This is a genomic window from Actinoplanes sp. HUAS TT8 (assembly GCF_051380535.1).
Classification (GTDB): Bacteria; Actinomycetota; Actinomycetes; order Mycobacteriales; family Micromonosporaceae; genus Actinoplanes.
Genome location: NZ_CP195646.1, coordinates 9,189,184 through 9,208,122, shown reverse-complemented (window position 1 = coordinate 9,208,122; position 18,939 = coordinate 9,189,184). Strand labels below are relative to the sequence as shown.

16 protein-coding genes and 1 tRNA gene are annotated in these 18,939 nt (G+C 69.4%); 11 read left to right on the top strand and 6 right to left on the bottom strand.

Annotated elements, in window-relative coordinates:
* Positions 1 to 23: 23 nt before the first annotated feature.
* Genes ACSHV8_RS40950 through pknB form a run of 4 tightly spaced genes read left to right on the top strand, consistent with a single transcriptional unit; the run spans position 24 to position 6,115 of the window.
* Positions 24 to 1,481: an FtsW/RodA/SpoVE family cell cycle protein gene (locus ACSHV8_RS40950; protein ID WP_436525018.1), complete on the top strand. Its 1,458-nt coding sequence runs from the start codon at positions 24 to 26 to the stop codon at positions 1,479 to 1,481.
* Positions 1,478 to 2,980, top strand: a complete 1,503-nt coding sequence (locus ACSHV8_RS40945; protein WP_436525016.1) for a peptidoglycan D,D-transpeptidase FtsI family protein — start codon at positions 1,478 to 1,480, stop codon at positions 2,978 to 2,980. The genes ACSHV8_RS40950 and ACSHV8_RS40945 overlap by 4 nt, the downstream gene beginning before the upstream one ends.
* A gap of 1 nt (position 2,981) precedes the next feature.
* Positions 2,982 to 4,331: a serine/threonine-protein kinase gene (locus tag ACSHV8_RS40940; protein WP_436525014.1), complete on the top strand. Its 1,350-nt coding sequence runs from the start codon at positions 2,982 to 2,984 to the stop codon at positions 4,329 to 4,331.
* On the top strand, positions 4,328 to 6,115 hold the full coding sequence (gene pknB, locus ACSHV8_RS40935) for a Stk1 family PASTA domain-containing Ser/Thr kinase (RefSeq protein WP_436525012.1): 1,788 nt from the start codon (positions 4,328 to 4,330) through the stop codon (positions 6,113 to 6,115). Before ACSHV8_RS40940 ends, pknB begins: the two co-directional genes overlap by 4 nt.
* Positions 6,116 to 6,182: 67 nt before the next feature.
* Here the strand turns inward: pknB and ACSHV8_RS40930 are convergent, their stop codons facing one another.
* From ACSHV8_RS40930 to ACSHV8_RS40915, 4 genes are all read right to left on the bottom strand, one after another.
* Positions 6,183 to 6,833, bottom strand: a complete 651-nt coding sequence (locus tag ACSHV8_RS40930; RefSeq protein WP_436537152.1) for an aminodeoxychorismate/anthranilate synthase component II — start codon at positions 6,831 to 6,833, stop codon at positions 6,183 to 6,185.
* A 1-nt stretch (position 6,834) separates the two neighbouring features.
* Entirely contained in the window at positions 6,835 to 7,152 is a 318-nt protein-coding gene (locus ACSHV8_RS40925; protein WP_436525010.1) for a hypothetical protein, read from the bottom strand.
* Between the two features lie 3 nt (positions 7,153 to 7,155).
* Positions 7,156 to 9,150, bottom strand: coding sequence for a class E sortase (locus tag ACSHV8_RS40920; protein ID WP_436525008.1), 1,995 nt, complete (start codon positions 9,148 to 9,150; stop codon positions 7,156 to 7,158).
* 92 nt (positions 9,151 to 9,242) lie between these two features.
* Positions 9,243 to 10,052, bottom strand: coding sequence for a DUF881 domain-containing protein (locus ACSHV8_RS40915; RefSeq protein ID WP_436525006.1), 810 nt, complete (start codon positions 10,050 to 10,052; stop codon positions 9,243 to 9,245).
* A gap of 173 nt (positions 10,053 to 10,225) precedes the next feature.
* Here ACSHV8_RS40915 and ACSHV8_RS40910 point away from each other — a divergent pair, with 173 nt between their 5' ends.
* The 5 genes from ACSHV8_RS40910 (at position 10,226) to ACSHV8_RS40890 (ending at position 16,465) form a co-directional block, all read left to right on the top strand.
* Positions 10,226 to 10,489 (top strand): cell division protein CrgA, encoded by a 264-nt coding sequence (locus ACSHV8_RS40910; protein ID WP_436525004.1) that lies wholly within the window; start codon positions 10,226 to 10,228, stop codon positions 10,487 to 10,489.
* Positions 10,490 to 10,657: 168 nt separating this feature from the next.
* Positions 10,658 to 12,805: a (Fe-S)-binding protein gene (locus ACSHV8_RS40905; RefSeq protein WP_436525002.1), complete on the top strand. Its 2,148-nt coding sequence runs from the start codon at positions 10,658 to 10,660 to the stop codon at positions 12,803 to 12,805.
* Positions 12,806 to 13,021: 216 nt separating this feature from the next.
* Positions 13,022 to 14,359, top strand: coding sequence for a hemolysin family protein (locus ACSHV8_RS40900; protein ID WP_436525000.1), 1,338 nt, complete (start codon positions 13,022 to 13,024; stop codon positions 14,357 to 14,359).
* A complete protein-coding gene (locus tag ACSHV8_RS40895; RefSeq protein ID WP_436524998.1) occupies positions 14,352 to 15,401 on the top strand; it encodes a hemolysin family protein in 1,050 nt (349 codons plus the stop codon). Before ACSHV8_RS40900 ends, ACSHV8_RS40895 begins: the two co-directional genes overlap by 8 nt.
* Positions 15,402 to 15,613: 212 nt before the next feature.
* Positions 15,614 to 16,465 (top strand): LamG-like jellyroll fold domain-containing protein, encoded by an 852-nt coding sequence (locus tag ACSHV8_RS40890; RefSeq protein WP_436524996.1) that lies wholly within the window; start codon positions 15,614 to 15,616, stop codon positions 16,463 to 16,465.
* Between the two features lie 285 nt (positions 16,466 to 16,750).
* On the opposite strand, the gene ACSHV8_RS40885 is transcribed toward ACSHV8_RS40890, so the two are convergent.
* Both ACSHV8_RS40885 and ACSHV8_RS40880 read right to left on the bottom strand, forming a co-directional pair.
* Positions 16,751 to 16,821 (bottom strand) — tRNA-Gly (locus tag ACSHV8_RS40885).
* Positions 16,822 to 17,031: 210 nt separating this feature from the next.
* The gene (locus ACSHV8_RS40880; RefSeq protein ID WP_436524994.1) at positions 17,032 to 17,538 is read right to left on the bottom strand and encodes a pyridoxamine 5'-phosphate oxidase family protein; all 507 of its coding nucleotides are present in this window, start codon (positions 17,536 to 17,538) and stop codon (positions 17,032 to 17,034) included.
* An 86-nt stretch (positions 17,539 to 17,624) separates the two neighbouring features.
* Between ACSHV8_RS40880 and dcd the strand changes: the two genes are divergently transcribed.
* Entirely contained in the window at positions 17,625 to 18,203 is a 579-nt protein-coding gene (gene dcd, locus ACSHV8_RS40875; protein ID WP_436524992.1) for a dCTP deaminase, read from the top strand.
* A 9-nt stretch (positions 18,204 to 18,212) separates the two neighbouring features.
* Positions 18,213 to 18,839: a class I SAM-dependent DNA methyltransferase gene (locus tag ACSHV8_RS40870; protein ID WP_436524990.1), complete on the top strand. Its 627-nt coding sequence runs from the start codon at positions 18,213 to 18,215 to the stop codon at positions 18,837 to 18,839.
* The last annotated feature ends 100 nt before the right edge of the window (positions 18,840 to 18,939 follow it).

Sequence of the window (18,939 nt, the reverse complement as noted above, 5' to 3'; positions counted from 1 at the left end):
CATCGCCCGCTTCCACGGGCGAGATGTCGCGTATCCCGGGATTGAAAACGCGTCGCAACGCCGAGCTGGGGCTCCTGGCCTTCGCCATGGTGCTCGTCGCGGTGTTCGGCGCGACCGTGGAAGCCAACAAGTACGACCACCTGCAGCCGAATTTCTGGGTGCCGGCCGCGCTGCTCAGCATCCTGTTCCTCGGCCTGCACGTCGTGGTTCGTTTCGTGGCGCCGTACGCGGATCCGGTGTTGCTGCCGACGGTCGCCCTGATCAACGGCATCGGGGTGGCGTTCCTGCGCCGCATCGACATCGCCGAGGCGATCAACGACAAGGTGGGGCCGCCCGGGATTTTCTCCGGGATCGGTGGGCGTCAGCTCGCCTGGACGCTGATCTCGCTGATCCTGGCGGCCGGGTTGCTGCTGCTGATCCGCGACCACAAGAACATCTCGAAGTACGCGTACACGCTCGGTCTGACCGGCATCGTGCTGATGATGATCCCGGCCGTCCTGCCGGCCAGCCTCTCCGAGGTGAACGGCGCCAAGCTGTGGATCAAGCTGCCCGGTGTCTCGATCCAGCCGGGTGAGTTCGCCAAGCTGATGCTCGTCACCTTCTTCGCGTACTACCTGGTGCGCAAGCGGGAGGTCCTCTCCCTGGCGAGCAAGCGTTTCCTCGGCATCGACTTCCCGCGCGGCCGGGACCTCGGCCCGGTTCTCACGGTGTGGCTGTTCAGCCTGCTGGTCCTGGTCTTCGAGAAGGACCTGGGCACCGCGCTGCTGTACTTCGGCCTGTTCGTGGTGACGCTCTACGTCGCCACCGAGCGGTCCAGCTGGCTGATCATCGGTCTGCTGCTCTTCTTCGGTGGCGTCTACCTCGCGTACCTGTTGGGTGCCTCGGTCGGCGGCCCGTTCGCGAACTTCTACGACCGGGCCGACGTCTGGCTGAACCCGTTCGACCCGGCCCAGTACAACCGGAACGGCGGCAGCTACCAACTGGTCCAGGGCCTGCTCGGGCTGGGGACGGGCGGCCTGTTCGGATCCGGTCCGGGCGCCGGCTCACCGCTGTCGGTGCCCGAGGTGCAGAACGACTTCATCTTCGCCGGCCTCGGTGAGGAGATCGGCCTCTTCGGCCTCTCCGCGCTGCTGGTCTGCTACATGCTGATCGCCACGCGCGGCCTGCGGGCGGCGCTCGGGGTGCGTGACTCGTTCGGCAAGCTGGTCGCCGGTGGCCTCTCGTTCACGCTGGGCCTGCAGGTCTTCGTTATCCTCGGCGGCATCACCGGGCTGATCCCGCTGACCGGTCAGACCACACCGTTCCTCTCCTCCGGTGGCTCCTCGCTGATGGCGAACTGGCTGCTCATCGCCATGCTGCTGCGGATCTCGAACGCGGCCCGGGGCCCGGCGATGAGCGGTGGCGGCGGAGCCGTCCAACCCGGGCCGAAGAAAGCTCCCACCCAGTTGCACGGCGCCATGACGGAGGTGATCAAGCCGTGAATGCCCCCCTGCGCAAGGCCGGCGTGGTCCTCTTCGTGCTGCTCGCGATGATTTTCGCGAAGCTGAACTGGATTCAGGCCTACAAGGCCGACGACTACCGCACCCACCCGTGGAACGGGCGTGTGGTGGTGGCCGAGTACGAGCGCCCCCGCGGCGTCATCGAGGCCGACAGCGGTACCGCGCTCGCCGAGAACAAGGTGACCGACGACACGCTGAAGTACCTGCGGGTGTACCCGAAGAAGGAGATCTACGCCCCGATCCTCGGCTACAAGCCGGTCAACCTGGGCGCCACCGGCATGGAGGAGAGCGAGAACGAGTTCCTCTCGGGCGAGAGCGACAAGCTCTTCGCCGACCGGCTGAGCGACATGTTCACCGGCGAGGAGACCGGCGGCGGCAACGTGATCCTGTCGCTGAAGACCAAGGCTCAAGAGGTCGCCTGGAAGCAGATGACCGACAACGAGCGCGGCGCCACCAAGGGCGCGGCGGTCGCCATCGACCCGCGTACCGGGGCGATCCAGGCGCTCGTCTCGATGCCCAGCTACGACCCGAACAAGCTGGTCGTCCACGACAAGAACGCGGCGGCCAAGGCGTACAAGGAACTGCTCGGCGACAAGGACCAGCCGCTGCTGAACCGGGCGCTGTCGCAGACCCTGCCCCCCGGCTCGACGTTCAAGGTGATCATCTCGGCTGCGGCCCTGCAGAACGGGTACGACGTCGACACCGAGATCCCGGCCGGCAGCGAGTACAAGGAGAGCGGCGCGGTCATCCACAACGCCGAGGACGAGGTCTGCCCCGGTGGTCAGATCTCCCTCAAGGAGGCGCTGACCGAGAGCTGCAACACCGGGTACGCGAAGCTCGGCGTGAAGCTCGGTGCCGACAAGGTCAAGGCCGAGGCCAAGGCGTTCGGTTTCGAGGACGACGCCCTCAAGGTCGGCGAGCTGGAGAGCGGCGACGGCCTGACGGTGGCGGCCAGCCACACCGGCGCCATCCAGAACCCGGACGGCAGCACCGACAAGGGTGCGCTCGCGCAGTCCTCGATCGGGCAGCGCGACGTGCGGATGACGCCGTTGCAAGGTGCGCTGATCGCCGCCACGGTGGCCAACGGCGGCGAGCAGAAGCGGCCCTACCTGGTGCAGAAGCTGCTCAGCCCGGACCGTCGGACGATCTACACCGCCTCGCCGAAGACGCTGCGCAGCCCGATCGACGGCAAGGTCGCCTCGCAGCTCAAGGAAATGATGATCAGCGTCGTCGAGAACGGCACCGGTAAGAAGGCCAAGACTTCCGGGCTCACCATCGGCGGCAAGACCGGTACCGCGCAGAACGCCGAGGGCGCCGACCCGCACGGGTGGTTCATCGGTTTCGCCTTCAACGACAAGGGCGAAGCGGTCTCGGCCGTCTGCGTCATGCTGGAAAACGTCAAGGGCGGGCACGCCAGTGCCGAAGCCGCCCGCATCGCCGGGAAGATCATGCAGGCCGCGGCCGGCGGGGGAGGGAACTGACATGATCCGGCCGGGGGTCACGCTCGGTGGGCGCTACCGCTTGGAGGAGCGGATCGCCGGCGGCGGTATGGGTGACGTGTGGCGTGGCATCGACGACGTGCTGGGCCGTACGGTCGCCGTCAAGATTCTGCTGCCCGCGCTGCTGGACGAGCCCGGCTTCGCCGAGCGGTTCCGCGGCGAGGCCCGCACCATGGCGACCATCAACCACCCGGGCGTGGTCGACGTCTACGACTACGGCAGCGATCAGCAGCTCGCCTTCCTGGTGATGGAGTACGTGGAGGGCGACGCGCTCTCCCGCACGCTGAGCCGGGTCGGCCGGCTCACCCCGGCGCGGACCATGGCGCTCGTCGCCCAGGCGGCCGACGCGCTGCAGGCCGCCCACGCGAACGGGATCGTCCACCGCGACGTGAAGCCTGGCAACCTGCTGGTCCGGCCGAACGGCACGCTCGTCCTGACCGACTTCGGCATCGCCCGGTCGGCGCTGGTCGGGCAGCTGACCGTGGCCGGCGCGGTGCTCGGCACGGCCTCCTACATCTCGCCCGAGCAGGCGGCCGGTGACACGGCGACGGCGGCCTCCGATGTGTACGCGCTCGGCGTGGTCGCCTACCAGTGCCTTTCCGGGCACCGGCCGTTCGACGGCTCGACCCCGATCGAGATCGCCATGAAGCACGTGCGGGAGACCCCGCGCCCGCTGCCCGGCGACATCCCGCCCGCGGTCCGCGCGATCGTGGAGCGTGCCCTGGCCAAGGACCCGGCCGCCCGCTGGCCGAGCGCCGCGGCGATGGCGGCGGTGGCCCGGCAGGCCGCGGCCTCGCTGACCACCACCATGCAGCCGCCGGCCAACCACCAGCCGATCCGGGCCACTCCGATCAGCCCGGCCCCGTCGCAGCAGGCCCGGGCCGCGGTGCCGCGTCCGACCTCGGGGGCCCGGGGCGCCGCGTCGGTGCCGCCGGTGTCGTCCGTGCCGCCGGCCGCCACGCCGTCGCCGGCTCCGGTCGCGTCGCCGATGCCGCCGCACTACCGTCCGCAGTCCGGCCCGCCGATGAGTGGCTACCAGCAGCAGATGCCGGCGGCCAAGCCGGAGGGCACCTTCGGCCGTCAGGTGCTGATCGTGCTCGCGGTGGTCCTGGCTCTGCTGGTCCTGCTCTGTGCCGGGGTCATCTCGTTCCTGTATCGGAATGGCAACGCAAACGCCGCCGCCGAAATCGCGCTGGGTGATCGCAGCAGTTCGACGGCTATCTTCCGCATGGGCGCAGCCGCCGACCGGGTGTCGACGGCGTCGTACCGTCTTATGAAGGCCGATGCCCAGTTCGGCCAGATCCGACCGAACGAAGGACGACAGACGCTATGACGGCGCAGGCCCGACTGCTCGGTGGCAGGTACCAGGTCGGCGAGCTGCTCGGCTACGGCGGTATGGCAGAGGTGCACCGGGGACGCGACCTCCGTCTGGGCCGGGACGTGGCGATCAAGATGCTGCGTACCGACCTGGCCCGTGACGCCACCTTCCAGGAGCGGTTCCGGCGTGAGGCGCAGAACTCGGCCGCGCTCAACCACCCGGCCATCGTGGCCGTCTACGACACCGGTGAGGAAATCTCGGCCACCGGTGAGAAGCTTCCGTTCATCGTCATGGAGTTCGTGAACGGGCGGACCCTCAAAGAGGTGCTGGCCCAGGAGCAGCGGCTGCAGCCACGCCGCGCCCTGGAGATCATCGCCGACATCGACGCCGCGCTGGAGTTCAGCCACCGGCACGGGATCATCCACCGGGACATCAAGCCCGGCAACGTGATGATCACGCAGAGCGGCCAGGTCAAGGTCATGGACTTCGGCATCGCCCGGGCCCTGGCCAGCGGCGCCACCACGATGACGCAGACCAGCGCCGTGATCGGCACCGCGCAGTACCTTTCGCCCGAGCAGGCCCGCGGCGAGGCGGTCGACGCCCGCTCCGATGTGTACGCGGCCGGCTGCGTCCTCTTCGAGCTGGTCGTCGGGCACCCGCCGTTCGTCGGCGACAGCCCGGTCAGCGTGGCCTACCAGCACGTCCGGGAGGACCCGAAGGCGCCGAGCTCGATCGTCCGGGAGATCCCGCCGGACGTCGACGCGATCGTGCTCAAGGCGCTGGCCAAGAACCCGCTGAACCGGTACCAGAGCGCTCAGGAGATGCGGGCCGACGCGCTGCGCGCCGTCTCCGGCCGTCCCGTCATGGCCACCCCGGTGATGAACCAGGCCGAGACCGTCGCGCTGAACAGCGGCCCCCGGCAGTGGCAGCCGCAGGGTGCGACCACCATGCAGCGGCCGATCCAGGGTGGTTACCCGGGCGGCCGGGAGCCGGAGAACAAGCAGTCCTGGGTGTGGGCGGCGCTGGCCGGCCTGGGCGTGCTCGTGGTGATCGTGCTCGGCGTCGCGCTGGCCCTGAACAAGAACGACAACAACAAGACCAACACGCCGCCGCCGACCGCTCAGCAGGCCGTTCCCGACCTGACCGGCTCGACCGACGCGCAGGCCCGGCAGAAGCTGACGCAGGCCGGGTTCACCAACGTGTCGGCCGGCGAGGCCACCGAGGGTGACGACTGCAAGGGCGAGGTCGCCTCGCAGACGCCGACCAAGGGCACGACGGTCCCGGTCGACACCGAGATCACGTACATCATCTGCAACGCCCCGGACAAGGTGACCGTGCCGACCGGTCTGGTCGGCGGCACCAAGGACGCCGCCGAGGAGTCGCTGAAGAACGCGAAGCTCGTGCCGATCCTCAAGTCGGTCGACAGCTCTTCCCCGAAGGACCAGGTCGTCCGGGTCGACCCTCAGCAGGGTCAGTCGGTCGCCCCGGGCACCCAGATCACCGTGTACTACTCGAACAACCAGCTGGTGAAGGTGCCGAACGTGGTCGGCAAGACGCAGGAGGTAGCCACCGCGCTCCTGCAGGAGGCCTCGCTGAACGTCGAGATCAACACGGTTCAGGACGGCGGCACGCCGGGCACGGTCATCAAGCAGAGCAAGAAGGCCGACACCAACGTCAAGGCCGGCACGCAGATCGTGATCACCGTGGTCGGCCAGCCGACGGTCGACCCGAGCAACTCGGCCTCGCCCGACCCGTCGGACCCGACCGGCACCGGCGGCGGCACCGGCACGGATCAGTAAGCCGTAGACGACACGAGAGCCGGCCGCCCTTACCCGGGCGGCCGGCTCTCGGCGTGTCTGCGAAAGATCAGGCGGTGGCGAAGGCCGAGCGGCGGCGGGTCTCCACCTCGGCGGCCAGGGCCGGGGCCTTCTCCAAGGCGCTGGGCAGGCCGCACGTGGCCAGCCAGTTGGCCAGCATGGTGTGGCCGCCCTCGGTCAGCACCGACTCCGGGTGGAACTGGACGCCCTCGATCGGCAGCGTGCGGTGGCGCATCGCCATCACCACGCCGGAATCGGTCTGCCCGGTCACCTCGATCTCGTCCGGCAGCGTCTCCGGCAGCACGGCCAGCGAGTGGTACCGCGTTGCGGTGAACGGGTCGGGCAGCCCGGCCAGCACACCCTCACCCTTGTGATGCACCAGCGAGGTCTTGCCGTGCAGCAGCTCCGGGGCGCGGGTCACGGTCGCGCCGAAGGCCGCGCCGATCGCCTGATGACCCAGGCAGACCCCAAAAAGAGGGACCTTTCCGGCGTACGTCTTGATCACGTCGAGCATGATGCCGGCGCTGGTGGGCCCACCCGGGCCGGGCGACAGCAGGATGCCGGAGGCGCCCATCTCGCCGACCTCGGCCACGCTGATCTCGTCGTTGCGGCGCACCACGCACTCGGCGCCGAGCTGGCCCAGGTACTGGACCAGGTTGAAGACGAACGAGTCGTAGTTGTCGATCACGAGAATGCGCACGTCAGTCGTCACCGGCCAGGCCTCCGGGGTTGGGGTGGTTGGAGGTCGTGCTGTAGGGGATCGTGTCGGGGGCCGACGCGTCCGGGTCGGGCGACGGGTTCGCGCTCGCGCTCGGACCCGGATTCGCGTTCTGATCCACCGAGTTCGGGTCGATCTGCGAGGTGTCGCCGACCTGCACGTCGTCGAAGGGCAGCAGCGGCGTCGCCCACGGGAACACCTTGTACCAGAGCAGGGAGCCGATCGCGGCGACGAGCACGATCGACAGGGCCATCTTGCTCCAGACGGGTCCCGGGAGCTTGCGCCAGATCCAGGCGTACATCCGCTATGCCTTCAACTTCATCTCGGCCGGCATCCCGGCGTCGGCCTTGGTCTGATCGCGCGGCACCGTTTTCACCAGCTCCGCGTGCACGATCAGCCGCTGGTAGTTGTTGAACTTCGGGTTGCACGTGGTCAGGGTGAGCAGCGCCTTGGTCGGGGTGGCGTTCGGCTCGTTGGGCACGGCGTCGACCACGTCGACCGCGTTCGGCTTGACGATCTGCTGGCCGTAGACGTGGTAGACGTACCAGGCGTCGCGGGTCTCGACGCCGATCACGTCACCGGCCTTCAGCTCGTCGATCCGCCAGAAGATCTTCTTGATCCGGTGGCCGGCGACCGAGAAGTTGCCGATCTGGCCGGGCTTGGCGGTCTCCGGGTAGTGGCCGGGGGCGTACTTGATGTCCTGCGGGCGGACACCGTCGACGACCACCCACTCCTTGTCCAGCTTGGGGATGTAGAGGCGGCCGACCAGGTTCTCCCCCGGGGCGGCCGGGCCCTTCGCGGTGGTCGTCGGCGAGACCGTCGGGTCGGCCCACGACTGGTCCAGCTCCTGGGCCAGGTGATCCTGCTCGTTCTGCACCGCGGCCGAGTTGCCGAAGACCTCATAGCCGGCGAAGAGCAGCACGATCAGACCGAAAGTGATCATCAGCTCGCCGGCGCCGCGGATGCCGGTGCGGACCAGCGACGGGCGGGTGAGCTCGGAGTAGACGCTCTTGTAGCCCTCGTCGGTCTGCTCCGGGCGGAGCTTGACCACTTTCTCGCCGCGCTTCGGCTCCTCCGGGTCCTCGGGCTCGACCTCCGGCTCGGGCGGAGCCGCCGGGATGCCGTCGACCGAGGCGGCGCCGAGCGCGACGGCCGGGCCGGCCGCCTCCCGGGCGGCCTGGGCCGCACTGCCGGGCGGCAGCGCCGTCAGCTTGCCGGGCAGCGGGGCACCGGGCGTCAGGGTCGGCAGCATGCCGGTCGGCGCGTCGATGGTGCGGATGATCTGGGTGTCGGACGGGTTCGGGTTGACCGCGACCGGAGGCGGCTCGGGCGGCTCGTTGGTCATCCAGCGGGTGTTGGCCGAGCCCATCTTCGGCAGCGGGCGAGCCGGCACCGGACTGGCTGAGGCCGCCGTCACGGGCGCCGAGGCCGCAGGGGTCGCCCAGGATGCCGGAGCGGCGGTTTGCGGCGTCTGCGGGGCGTTCCAGGGGGTTTGCGGGGTGGTCTCGGTCACGCCCGGCTGGCCGTCGCCGATTTTCTGAATCGGGCCGGTGGCGTCCGGATCCCACGAGGGGGTTGCGGCCGCGGCGACCGGAGCGGTCTGGCGGGTCGGCTCGGCACTCCAGGACGGGGTGGGCGCCGGGGCGGCCCAGGACGGGGTGGCCGGGCTCTGCGGGCGGGTGGGCTCGGAGTTCCAGCTCGGGCCGGCGGGCATGGCGGCGCCGGTCGGCGCGGCGGCCACCGGGACCGGCGGCGCGGCCGGCGTCGGAGCCGGCTGCGCGGCGACCACCGGCATGGCGACCACCGGCATGGCGACCATCGGCGCGGCCACCATCGGCGCGGACGGCGCGGTGGGAGCCGGAACGGCGGGCATGACCGGGGCGGGCTCGGCCGGGCGGGCGGGCGGACGGATGCTGGGGATCTGCTGGGTGTCGGCGGCCGGGGGGACCGGCTCGCTCCGTACCGTAAGCGGATCTTGGGGTTTTTTCTCGCCGGGCTGACCGAAAGCGTCGAAGCTCGGCGGCGTGGGCTGGGCGGCCGACGACATGGCCCGGCGGCGGGCGGCGGCCGCGGCCGCGCTCACCTCGTCCAGGCCGGAGTCGGCGCGTGAGCTCTGGATCCGCTGCCGGGTGGCCTCGTCGGCCTCGAGAATGGCGGTGTCCGCGGCGGGGGGCTCGGGCGCGGCAGCCGGAGTCCAGGCCGGCGGCGAGCCCGCCGGGCTGGGACTCACGTTCGCCCCCAGGCCGACCGGCGGCGTCAGCGGACCGCCGGGCACACCGTCCGGCGACGCGTCGCTCACGCGAGGGATGTACGCGGTCTGGGCCTCGGCGTCGGGGGCACGGTGGCGCCCTCGTCCGGCCGGTGTCCCCGGAAACTCCGCCGGCGTGCTCGTCACTGGGCCGCCTGCGCGGATCGGAGGTCGGTCGAGCCGTCGTACGCCCGCACTGTCACGTCCTTTTCCATCTTCTCCGTGTAACCGAGACCGAAGTCGGTGACGGCCTCTCGGAACTGCTTGACTCCTTCTGCGGACTCCAACGCTTGATGCATCGCTGTGGGTTCGCCGATTGCGGTGATCTTGAAGGGCGGGGAGAAAACCTGACCGTGAAGGAGCAGCGTGTTGCCGACACAGCGTACCGCGCTGGTGCTGATCACACGTACATCCATGATCGTCATGGCTTCGGCTCCGCCGGCCCACATGGCGTTCACCACAGCCTGGACATCGCCCTGGTGAACGACCAGATCATCATTGTCCGGAGCGTTGTCGCCGAAGTCCGAGCCACGCCGGGGGGAGTCGTTCAGACTGACCGTCAGGCCGGGGCCGTGCAGCGCCGTATACCCCGCCGGTTCACGAATGGCGTCGGCTTGCTCACGTGCCGCCGCGACCGGGCTGTCGACCTGGGCGAGCCGGGCCGCCTCCTGATCGACCTGGGCCCGCAGCGCGGCGTCGCGCTTCTCGCTGTCGGCCAGGCGCTCGCGCTTGTCGGCGATCAGCTGGGCCAGTTGCGGTCGTCGGTCGTCGCGCAACGCCGTACCGTCGGCGGTTGTCGCGGAGGTGGTGAAGAGCAGACCCGCCGCCAGCGCGATGAGCGGGACCCCGACTGACCAGATTGTCGGTTTTTCGCCGCGGCGCGGGCGCAGCCCGCCGGCCGCGCGGCGTAGCGCCAGGCGCCAGGAAGCCCCTTGTTCACTTCGAAAAGCCATCCCAGCCCCCCTCGGGAACCGACGCCGGGCATTTTCTCGCCCCGGCGGGTGCCTGTCCGCACGCTGTCTTGATTACGCTAGCGGGCGAACAGTATTCGCCACGGGCAGCATTCGGGGGTTCCGGAGCCGCTCACCGGTGGTTGTTCACCACTTGTTGCCCACAGGAGAAGACCGTGCCCAAGTCTCAGGTTCGTAAGAAGAAGGTCTACACCCCGCCGTCCGACATCCGTCCGGCGGTTGCAGGAGCGTCCAAGAAGCCGAGTCCGACCTGGCTCCCGGCCACCGCGGTGATCCTGATCGTGGTGGGTATCGGGTGGCTGGTCACCTACTACCTGTCCTCGCAGCAGTGGCCGGTGGAGAGTTGGCGGTACTGGAACCTCGCTGTCGGCTTCGGCTGCATGGTGGCCTCGCTCGGCATCCTGTCGCGCTGGCGGTAATGCCCGCCCGGCCGCGTGTGAAATTCATCTAAACCAGGCGCACCCCCGCTCGGCGTGGGGTGCGCTTTCGGCTGAGGGGCCGTAAGTCATTGACCTGCGACCTGCACCGGCCTATTACTCATGGGTAACATAGGCTGGCGCCCAGCCGACCGAGGAGGCACAACACACATGGGCTACGCGCAGATCATCGCCACCGTCTTGTCGGTGGCGGTCACGGTGGTGGCCGTCGCCCTGGCGGTGCGTGCCGTTCTCACGATCACCAAGGTGATCCGATCGGGCCAGCCCGCGCCCGAGCGGTTCACCGACAAGGGCACCCGGACCAAGACCCTGCTCAAGGAGTCGGTCGGGCACACGCGGATGCTCAAATGGTCCGCGATCGGTGCGGCCCACTGGTTCGTGATGTTCTCCTTCATCATCCTGTCGTCGCTGGTCCTGGAGGCCTACTTCGAGGCGGTCACGCCCGACGGTGAGCTGCCGATCATCGGCCACTGGGCGATCTTCGGATTCGTCACCGAGTGGTTCGGGATCCTGGGCACGGTCGGCATCGTCTACCTGATCTTCGTCCGGCAGCGGAACAAGCCTGGTGCGGTCAAGCGCTCGCGGTTCCTGGGCTCGACGATGTGGCAGGCCTACTTCGTCGAGTCGATCATCGTGGGCGTGCTGGTCTGCGGGTTCGTCATCCGCGGGCTGAAGGTCGCCAACGACACGTTCCCGTACCCGGTGTGGGCCGCCCCGCTCTCGCACGCCATCGGCGCCGGGCTGCCGGCCTGGGAGGACGGGCCGACCTGGGTCGCCCTGGTCAAGCTGCTCATCTCCATGGGCTGGCTGATCACCATCTCGCTGAACCCGACGATGGGCGTGGCCTGGCACCGCTTCCTGGCGTTCTTCAACATCTTCTTCAAGCGCAGCCCGGAGAAGCCGGCCGGCTCCGGCCTGGGCGCGCTCAAGCCGATGATGAGCGACGGCAAGCCGCTCGACTTCGAGGAGGCCGACCCGGAGAAAGACCTGTTCGGCGTCGCCCAGGTCGAGCAGTTCACCTGGAAGGGCCTGCTGGACTTCTCCACCTGCACCGAGTGCGGGCGTTGCCAGTCGCAGTGCCCGGCGTGGAACACCGCGAAGCCACTCTCGCCGAAGCTGCTCGTGCTGTCGCTGCGCGATCACGCGTACGCGAAAGCTCCTTATCTTCTCGCCGGAGGCGGGAAAGATCTGACCGGCGAGGAGAAGGCGACCGAGGCGCAGCTCGCCCACATGGACGTCCTCGCGCTGGCCGAGGGTAACCGTCCGCTGATCGGCGGCGTCGACGAGAACGGGGTCATCGACCCGGACGTGCTCTGGTCGTGCACCACCTGCGGCGCCTGCGTCGAGCAGTGCCCGGTCGACATCGAGCACATCGACCACATCGTCGACATGCGCCGCTACCAGGTGCTCATCGAGTCGTCGTTCCCCAGCGAGGCCGGCGTCATGCTGCGCAACCTGGAGAACAAGGGCAACCCGTGGGGCGCCCCGCAGAACACCCGGGAGGACTGGACCAAGGGTCTGGACTTCGAGGTGCCGAAGGTCGGCGAGGTCGAGGACTTCGACTACCTGTTCTGGGTCGGCTGCGCCGGCGCGTTCGAGGACCGGGCCAAGAAGACCACCCGCGCGGTGGCGACGCTGCTGCACGAGGCCGGGGTCAACTACGCGATCCTGGGCGAGGGTGAGACCTGCACCGGCGACCCGGCGCGACGCATCGGCAACGAGTTCATCTTCCAGATGCTGGCCCAGCAGAACGTGGAGACGCTCACCGAGGCGTTCGGCGACAAGAAGGTCAAGCGGATCGTCGCGACCTGCCCGCACTGCTTCAACACCCTGGGCAACGAGTACGAGCAGCTCGGCCTGGAAGTCGAGGTCGTGCACCACACACAGCTGCTGGCCCACCTGGTCAAGGAAGGCAAGCTCACCCCGGTCCAGCCGATCGAGGGTGACGTCACCTACCACGACCCCTGCTACCTGGGCCGGCACAACCGGGTCTTCGACGCGCCGCGTGAGGTGCTCGGCGAGGCCGCCAACCTGGTCGAGATGCCGCGTAACCAGGAACGTTCCTTCTGCTGCGGCGCCGGTGGCGCCCGGATGTGGATGGAGGAGCGGATCGGCAAGCGGATCAACGTCGAGCGCACCGAGGAGGCCCTGGCCACCGGGGCCAAGACGATCGCCGTGGGCTGCCCGTTCTGCTACACGATGATCGGCGACGGGGTGACCGGCAAGGGCAAGCAGGAAGAGGTCGAGGTGGTGGACGTGGCCACCGTCCTGCTGCGCTCACTCAAGCAGGACGCCTGACAACTGGTTGTGGACCGAACGGCCGGCCTCTCCGCTACAGGAGGCCGGCCGTTCGGCGTCTCGGGGCAAACCCAGGTGATCCGGGACACGTTGAGCGGCGTGCGCGAGCGGCGACCCGGCAAGGTTCACGGGTGCGACGTTAGATCGCGCTGTCATCCACAGGGTTAGTGCCGGAAGGTCCGTGTCCGGCAGAATGAGGGCCGAGGTGAAGCGATCATGGACGGCCTGCTCCTGACCGCGGTGCTCCCGCTGGCGGCGTTCGCGCTGCTGACGGTGGGCAACGCGTTTTTCGTGGCAGCCGAGTTCGGCCTGGTCACCGTCGACCGGGCGGAGATCGACACGCGGGCCGCGGCGGGCGATCGCCGGGCCAAGACGGTCCGCACCGCGCTGCACGAGCTGTCCTTCCAGCTCTCCGGCGCCCAGCTCGGCATCACGGTCACCGCGCTGCTCACCGGATACCTGGCCGAGCCGGCCCTGTCCCGGCTGATCACGCCGGTCGTCGAGCCGGTGGCCGGAACCGCCACCGAGACCATCACCCACATCCTCGCGCTCGTGGTGGCGACCCTGATCTCGATGCTCTTCGGCGAGCTCGTGCCCAAGAATGCGGCGCTGGCCCGGCCGATGCCGCTCGCACTGGCCACCGCCGCCCCGCTGCGCGGCTTCTCCAAACTCTTCCGGCCGATGATCGCCGCGCTGAACGGGACGGCCAACTGGCTCGTCCGGCGCATCGGCATCGAGCCGCAGGAAGAGCTGGCCAGTGCCCGCTCGCCGGAAGAGCTGGGCCTGCTCGCCGCGATCAGCGCCCGCGCCGGCGCGCTGCCCGCCGAGACCGCCACGCTGATGCGCCGCACCATCCGCTTCGGCGAGAAACGCGCCGCCAAGGCCATGACCCCGCGCGTCGACGTGGTCGGCCTGAAGACGACGGCCAGCGTCGCCGACCTGATCACGGTGGCCCGGCAGACCGGACACACCCGATTTCCGGTGTACGAGAACACGCTCGATGTCGTCACCGGCGTGGCCGGGGTCAACGACGCCCTCGGAGTCCCGCCCGAACGCCGCGCCGCGACCAAGGTGTCGACCGTCGCCCGTGAGCCGGTCTACGTGCCCGAGAGCCTCGGCCTCGACAAGGTCCTGGCCGCTCTGCGGGCGGCCGACGCCGACCTGGCCATCGTCGTGGACGAGTACGGCGGCACCGACGGCGTCGTCACCGTCGAAGACCTGATCGAAGAGTTGGTCGGCGAGATCGCCGACGAGTACGACACCGAGCTCGACGAGACCGGCACGGCCGAGCTGACCGCCCCCGGCGGGGAGAAGACGTTCCTGGTCGACGGACTCCTGCGGGAGGACGAGGTGCTCGAACAGACCGGATTCCGGTTGCCCGAGGGGCCGTACGAGACGCTGGCCGGCTTCCTGCTCGCCCGCCTCGGCCACATCCCGGTCGTCGGCGAGTCCCTGGAGGAGCAGGAGTGGGAGTTCACGATCATGGAGGTCGACCGGCACCGGATCGAACAGGTCCGGGTCGTCGCCCCGCCGGAGGACCCGGCCGATGACTAACCTGATCATCACCGTGGTGCTGCTGCTCGGCAACGGCCTCTTCGTCGGCGGCGAGTTCGCGCTCATCGCATCCCGGCGCACCGCGCTGGAACCGCTCGCGGCCACCTCCCAACCCGCCCGCTGGGCCCTCTCGGCCATGAACCAGATCCCGCTGATGATCGCCGGCGCCCAGCTCGGCATCACGATCTGCTCGCTGGCGCTCGGCGCGATCGCCGAACCGGCCCTGGCCCACCTGCTGGAAGGCCCGTTCCACGCGGCCCACCTGCCGGAGAACGCGGTGCACCCGGTCGCGTTCGTGCTCGCGCTGGTCGTCGTGGTCTTCCTGCACACGGTCATCGGCGAGATGGTGCCGAAGAACATCACCCTGGCCGGGCCGGAACGCTCCGCGCTCATCCTCGGGCCGTTCATGCTGGCATTCTGTACGGCCACGAAACCGCTGCTGGTCGCCATGCGCTGGGCGTCACGGACCGTCCTGCGGCTGTGGAAGATCGAGGCGACCGACGCGGTCAAGACGGTGTTCACCGCCGAGGAACTGGCCGGGATGGTCACGCAGGCGCGCAGCGAGGGGCTGCTCGGCTCGGAGCAGTACGCACGGATCCACGCCGCCCTGGGACTGAACAACCGCACCGCGGCCGACACGCTGCTGCCCTGGTCGCGGGTGACGACGGTGGCGGCCGACGTGTCGCCGGCGACGCTTGAAGCGGTGGCCACCCGCAGCGGGCGGTCGCGGTTCCCGGTGGTGCAGCGGGACACCCGGCGGGTGCTGGGGTTCGTGCACGTCAAGGACGTACTCGGGATTCCCGGGGGCCAGCGGCGGCTGCCGATCCCGGCCGAGGTCATCCGGCCGCTGGCCGTGGTGGCGCCGGAACGCAGCCTGGCCGATCTGCTGCTGACCATGCGGCGGGATCGGCTGCACATCGTGCTGGTGAGCGATGGGCGGCGGCCGCTCGGGGTGATCACGTTGGACGACGTTCTGCATGCGGTGATCGGGGAGCCGGCTCACGCTACGGTGCATGCGGCTGCGGCGGCTCGGGCTCGCTGAGGGTCGGCTTTTCGGGGCCGGCTTCGGGCGGTTCTTTCGGGGGCTGCTTCCGGGGCCGCTCTTGGGGCTGTCGGGCGTTTCGCCGTATCGATTCGTGAGTGGCAGAGGTTGGGTCTTTCGGGTTCGGCGGTTCGGGTGAACGCGTACGGGTGGTCTTAGGTGTGTCCGGAGTTTCGACACGGAGGCCAAGCGACAATGCGGACAATAGCCCCATGCTTCACTCCCGGCGGCGTGCCGTTCCGATCGGCGCGACCCTCGTCCTGGGCCTCCTGTTCCTCCTGACCCCCCACACCGCCGGCACACCAGCCGGCGCCCAGCCCGCCTACCACCTCATGACGCCACCATCGGCCGGCGTGCTCGTCAACGCCGGCCGCTTCGCCACCCCCACCGGCCGGAGCCGTGTGCAGACCGCCAGCGCGCCGGTGGCGCTCCGCTACGACTTCGACGGCGGGGTGGACAAGCCGATCGAAGACACCAGCGGGAAACACGAGCTGCGGCCGCTCGGGCAGAACGGGGGGACACTCCGCCTCGTACCCTCAGACGGGCCCGGCCTGGCCGTCGCCTACCCGGACCGGTGCACCCTCCCGAAAGAACGAGACTGCCCGCGGGCAATCCTGGAGGGGCAGCGCGACGACAGCCTCAACCCGGGCCGGCGCCCACTGCGATACGGCGCGTCGGTCCTGATGACCCACGGCGACCTGGCCGACGGCGCCAACGTGGTGCAGAAGGGCTACTCGGTCGGCGGCGTCAGCCAGTTCAAACTCCAGGTCGACCACCGGCAGGGGCACCCCAGCTGCGTGATCGCCGGAAACCGGGCCCGGATCTACCGAGCCGAACCCCAGATCGACGTGGCCGACGGGCGCTGGCACGACCTGGAGTGCAACCGCAGCTCGGAAAAGTTGACCCTGCTGATCGACGGGACGCCGTGCGCTTCGGTGCCGGTGCCTTCCGCGCTGTCGATCGCCAACGCCGAGCCGCTGCGGATCGGCGGCAAGGGCCCCGGCCTGGGCAACGACCAGTTCGCCGGCGAAATCGACAACGTCTTCCTCGACATCGGCGCCTGACCCCGAACTCCCCCGGCGCTTACCCCGAACTCCCCCGGCGCTTACCCCGAACTCTGCGGCGTTGCGGAGCTCCGAGCCCGGCCGTGAGCCGGGCTGTGCTCGTGAAGGTCGCGGGACGTAGCTCTTGGACTGGACGTCGGAGTCTGAGGCCTGCCTGCGTCCCGGGAGATGGTGGGATCCGATGCTGACGTGGGGCCCGAGAGGTGGCGGCTCTGGTGATTTCGCCTGGGGGAAATGCGAAAGGGCCCTGTTCCGCGTTTCCGCGGGCAGGGCCCTCACACTCTGAGCGGGTGACGGGAATCGAACCCGCGCTGTCAGCTTGGGAAGCTGATGTTCTGCCATTGAACTACACCCGCAAGCGGCCTCACTGTACCTGATTCTTCGGCTCTGCGGCGCAGGCACCCCGCAATGTGGTCAGCCGTGTGGGCGACCGGGGCGGCCGGAGGTCCTGCTTGGGCTGGGCTCGGCTGGCTCGGAGGCTGCTGGGCCGGCCGGAGGTGGCGTGGCTGCGGGGAGGGGTGGGGCGGGTTTGGTGGTGGGTGGGTGTGGGTGGCTTCCGGAGGTGGTCAGCTGACCATGGCCAGGGTGCGCGGTAACTTGCGCGGGGCGCGCCAGGACTGGGCGATCGGGATCGGCAGTGGGGCGACGGCCAGTGGGATGGCGCCGGCCGGGCCGTGGTGGCGCAGGGTGGCCGACTCGACCGAGAGCTCGAACAACTGCCAGTCGACTTCCGGGGAGGCGCGCAGGGCGTCGGCGATGCCGGCGACCGTGCGTGGGTCGCGGACCGGGTAGGCCTGGCCGGTCAGGTAGGCCTCGTCGTCGCTCTCCTCGGGCGGATAGGAGTGCAGTGCGTAGCGCGGGTCGCGTTCCAGGTCGCGGCGTTTCGGCGAGTTGACCAGGAAGCAGTAGAGCCCGCTGCCGGAGAAGACCGGCGAGATGGGGTGCACGCGCGGGCCGCCGTCGGGGCGGACCGTGGCGAGGTAACCCATGCCGGGACCGTACTGCTGCAGGAGCGCACGGATGCCCGCGGCGAGCGAGGGCTCGGCGGCGGCGAATTCGGACCAGGAAGCCATGCGAACACTCTATCGAACATACGTTCGAAGCCGCCACTGAACACACCCATTCGGGCAGCTGGGTGCCGGCTCGGTATGGTGTTGCGATGCTGCTCTCCGACCGAGATCTGGTTTCCGAGATCAAAACCGGGTCCCTCTCGCTGGAGCCCTTCGAGCCTTCCTTGATGCAGCCGTCCAGCATCGACGTACGGCTGGATCGCTTCTTCCGGGTCTTCAACAACCACCTCTACACGCACATCGACCCGGCCGAGCAGCAGGATGAGCTGACCGCCGAGGTCGAGGTCGAGGACGGGCAGCCGTTCGTGCTGCATCCCGGTGAGTTCGTGCTGGCGTCGACGCTTGAGGTGATCACTCTCGGGCAGGATCTGGCCGCTCGGCTGGAGGGTAAGAGCAGCCTGGGCCGGCTCGGCCTGTTGACGCACTCGACGGCCGGCTTCATCGACCCGGGGTTCTCGGGGCACGTCACGCTGGAGTTGTCCAATGTGGCGAATCTCCCGATCAAGCTGTGGCCGGGCATGAAGATCGGGCAATTGTGCATCTTCCGGCTGTCCAGCCCGGCCGAGCACCCGTACGGTTCGGCCGTCTACGGGTCCCGCTACCAGGGGCAACGTGGTCCGACGCCGAGTCGTTCGGCGATGAATTTCCGGACGTGGCCGACGCGCTAGGGTCGGCGCATGTCCCATCTGGATCGAACCCGGATGGCCTACGACACGGTTGCGCGACCCTACGCCGTCATCCTCAAGGATGAATTGCGGCAGAATCCGTGGGATCGTGCCGTGCTGGCCGCTTTTGCCGAGGCGGTCACCGGACCGGTGCTGGACGCGGGCTGCGGCCCGGGCCGGATCACCGGGCACCTCGCCGACCTGGGGCTGCAGGTCGGCGGGCTCGATCTGTCACCGGAGATGATCACGGTCGCCCGGGAGACGCATCCGCTGATGGAGTTCGCGGTCGGATCGGTGCTCGACCTCGACCGGCCGGATGGTTCGCTCGGTGGCGTCGTGGCCTGGTATTCGCTGATCCACATGCCGCCGGAGGAGCTGCCGCGGGCCTTCTCGGAGTTTCACCGCGTTCTCGCGCCGGGTGGGCATCTGGTCACGGCGTTCAAGATCGGCGACGGGCGGGCGCGGACGACGGTGGGTGGCTACGGCCCGAAGATCGACCTGGATGTCTGGTGGCACCCGCTTGAGCTCTTCGCTGGTGTTGCCGCGTCGGCCGGATTCACCGAGGTCGCACGCCTGGAACGGGCCGCGATGGAGACCGAGAACCAGCCTCAGGGCTACCTGATGGTCCGCAAACCCTGACGCACCGGGGCCCCTGACGGCTCGCAGACTTGAGGCGCCAGGCAGCCGCAAAGCGGAGGCAAAGGGCGATCCGATGGTCCGCGGGACCAGAAGCGCCGGG

What these genes read in the sequence shown, in the direction of transcription:
- ACSHV8_RS40950 (WP_436525018.1), top strand. Translation starts at nt 24, where the DNA reads ATGTCGCGTATCCCGGGATTGAAAACGCGTCGCAACGCCGAGCTGGGG.
- ACSHV8_RS40940 (WP_436525014.1), top strand. Translation starts at nt 2,982, where the DNA reads ATGATCCGGCCGGGGGTCACGCTCGGTGGGCGCTACCGCTTGGAGGAG.
- pknB (WP_436525012.1), top strand. Translation starts at nt 4,328, where the DNA reads ATGACGGCGCAGGCCCGACTGCTCGGTGGCAGGTACCAGGTCGGCGAG.
- ACSHV8_RS40925 (WP_436525010.1), bottom strand. Translation starts at nt 7,152, where the DNA reads ATGTACGCCTGGATCTGGCGCAAGCTCCCGGGACCCGTCTGGAGCAAG.
- ACSHV8_RS40915 (WP_436525006.1), bottom strand. Translation starts at nt 10,052, where the DNA reads ATGGCTTTTCGAAGTGAACAAGGGGCTTCCTGGCGCCTGGCGCTACGC.
- ACSHV8_RS40905 (WP_436525002.1), top strand. Translation starts at nt 10,658, where the DNA reads ATGGGCTACGCGCAGATCATCGCCACCGTCTTGTCGGTGGCGGTCACG.
- ACSHV8_RS40900 (WP_436525000.1), top strand. Translation starts at nt 13,022, where the DNA reads ATGGACGGCCTGCTCCTGACCGCGGTGCTCCCGCTGGCGGCGTTCGCG.
- ACSHV8_RS40895 (WP_436524998.1), top strand. Translation starts at nt 14,352, where the DNA reads ATGACTAACCTGATCATCACCGTGGTGCTGCTGCTCGGCAACGGCCTC.
- ACSHV8_RS40890 (WP_436524996.1), top strand. Translation starts at nt 15,614, where the DNA reads ATGCTTCACTCCCGGCGGCGTGCCGTTCCGATCGGCGCGACCCTCGTC.
- ACSHV8_RS40880 (WP_436524994.1), bottom strand. Translation starts at nt 17,538, where the DNA reads ATGGCTTCCTGGTCCGAATTCGCCGCCGCCGAGCCCTCGCTCGCCGCG.
- dcd (WP_436524992.1), top strand. Translation starts at nt 17,625, where the DNA reads ATGCTGCTCTCCGACCGAGATCTGGTTTCCGAGATCAAAACCGGGTCC.
- ACSHV8_RS40870 (WP_436524990.1), top strand. Translation starts at nt 18,213, where the DNA reads ATGTCCCATCTGGATCGAACCCGGATGGCCTACGACACGGTTGCGCGA.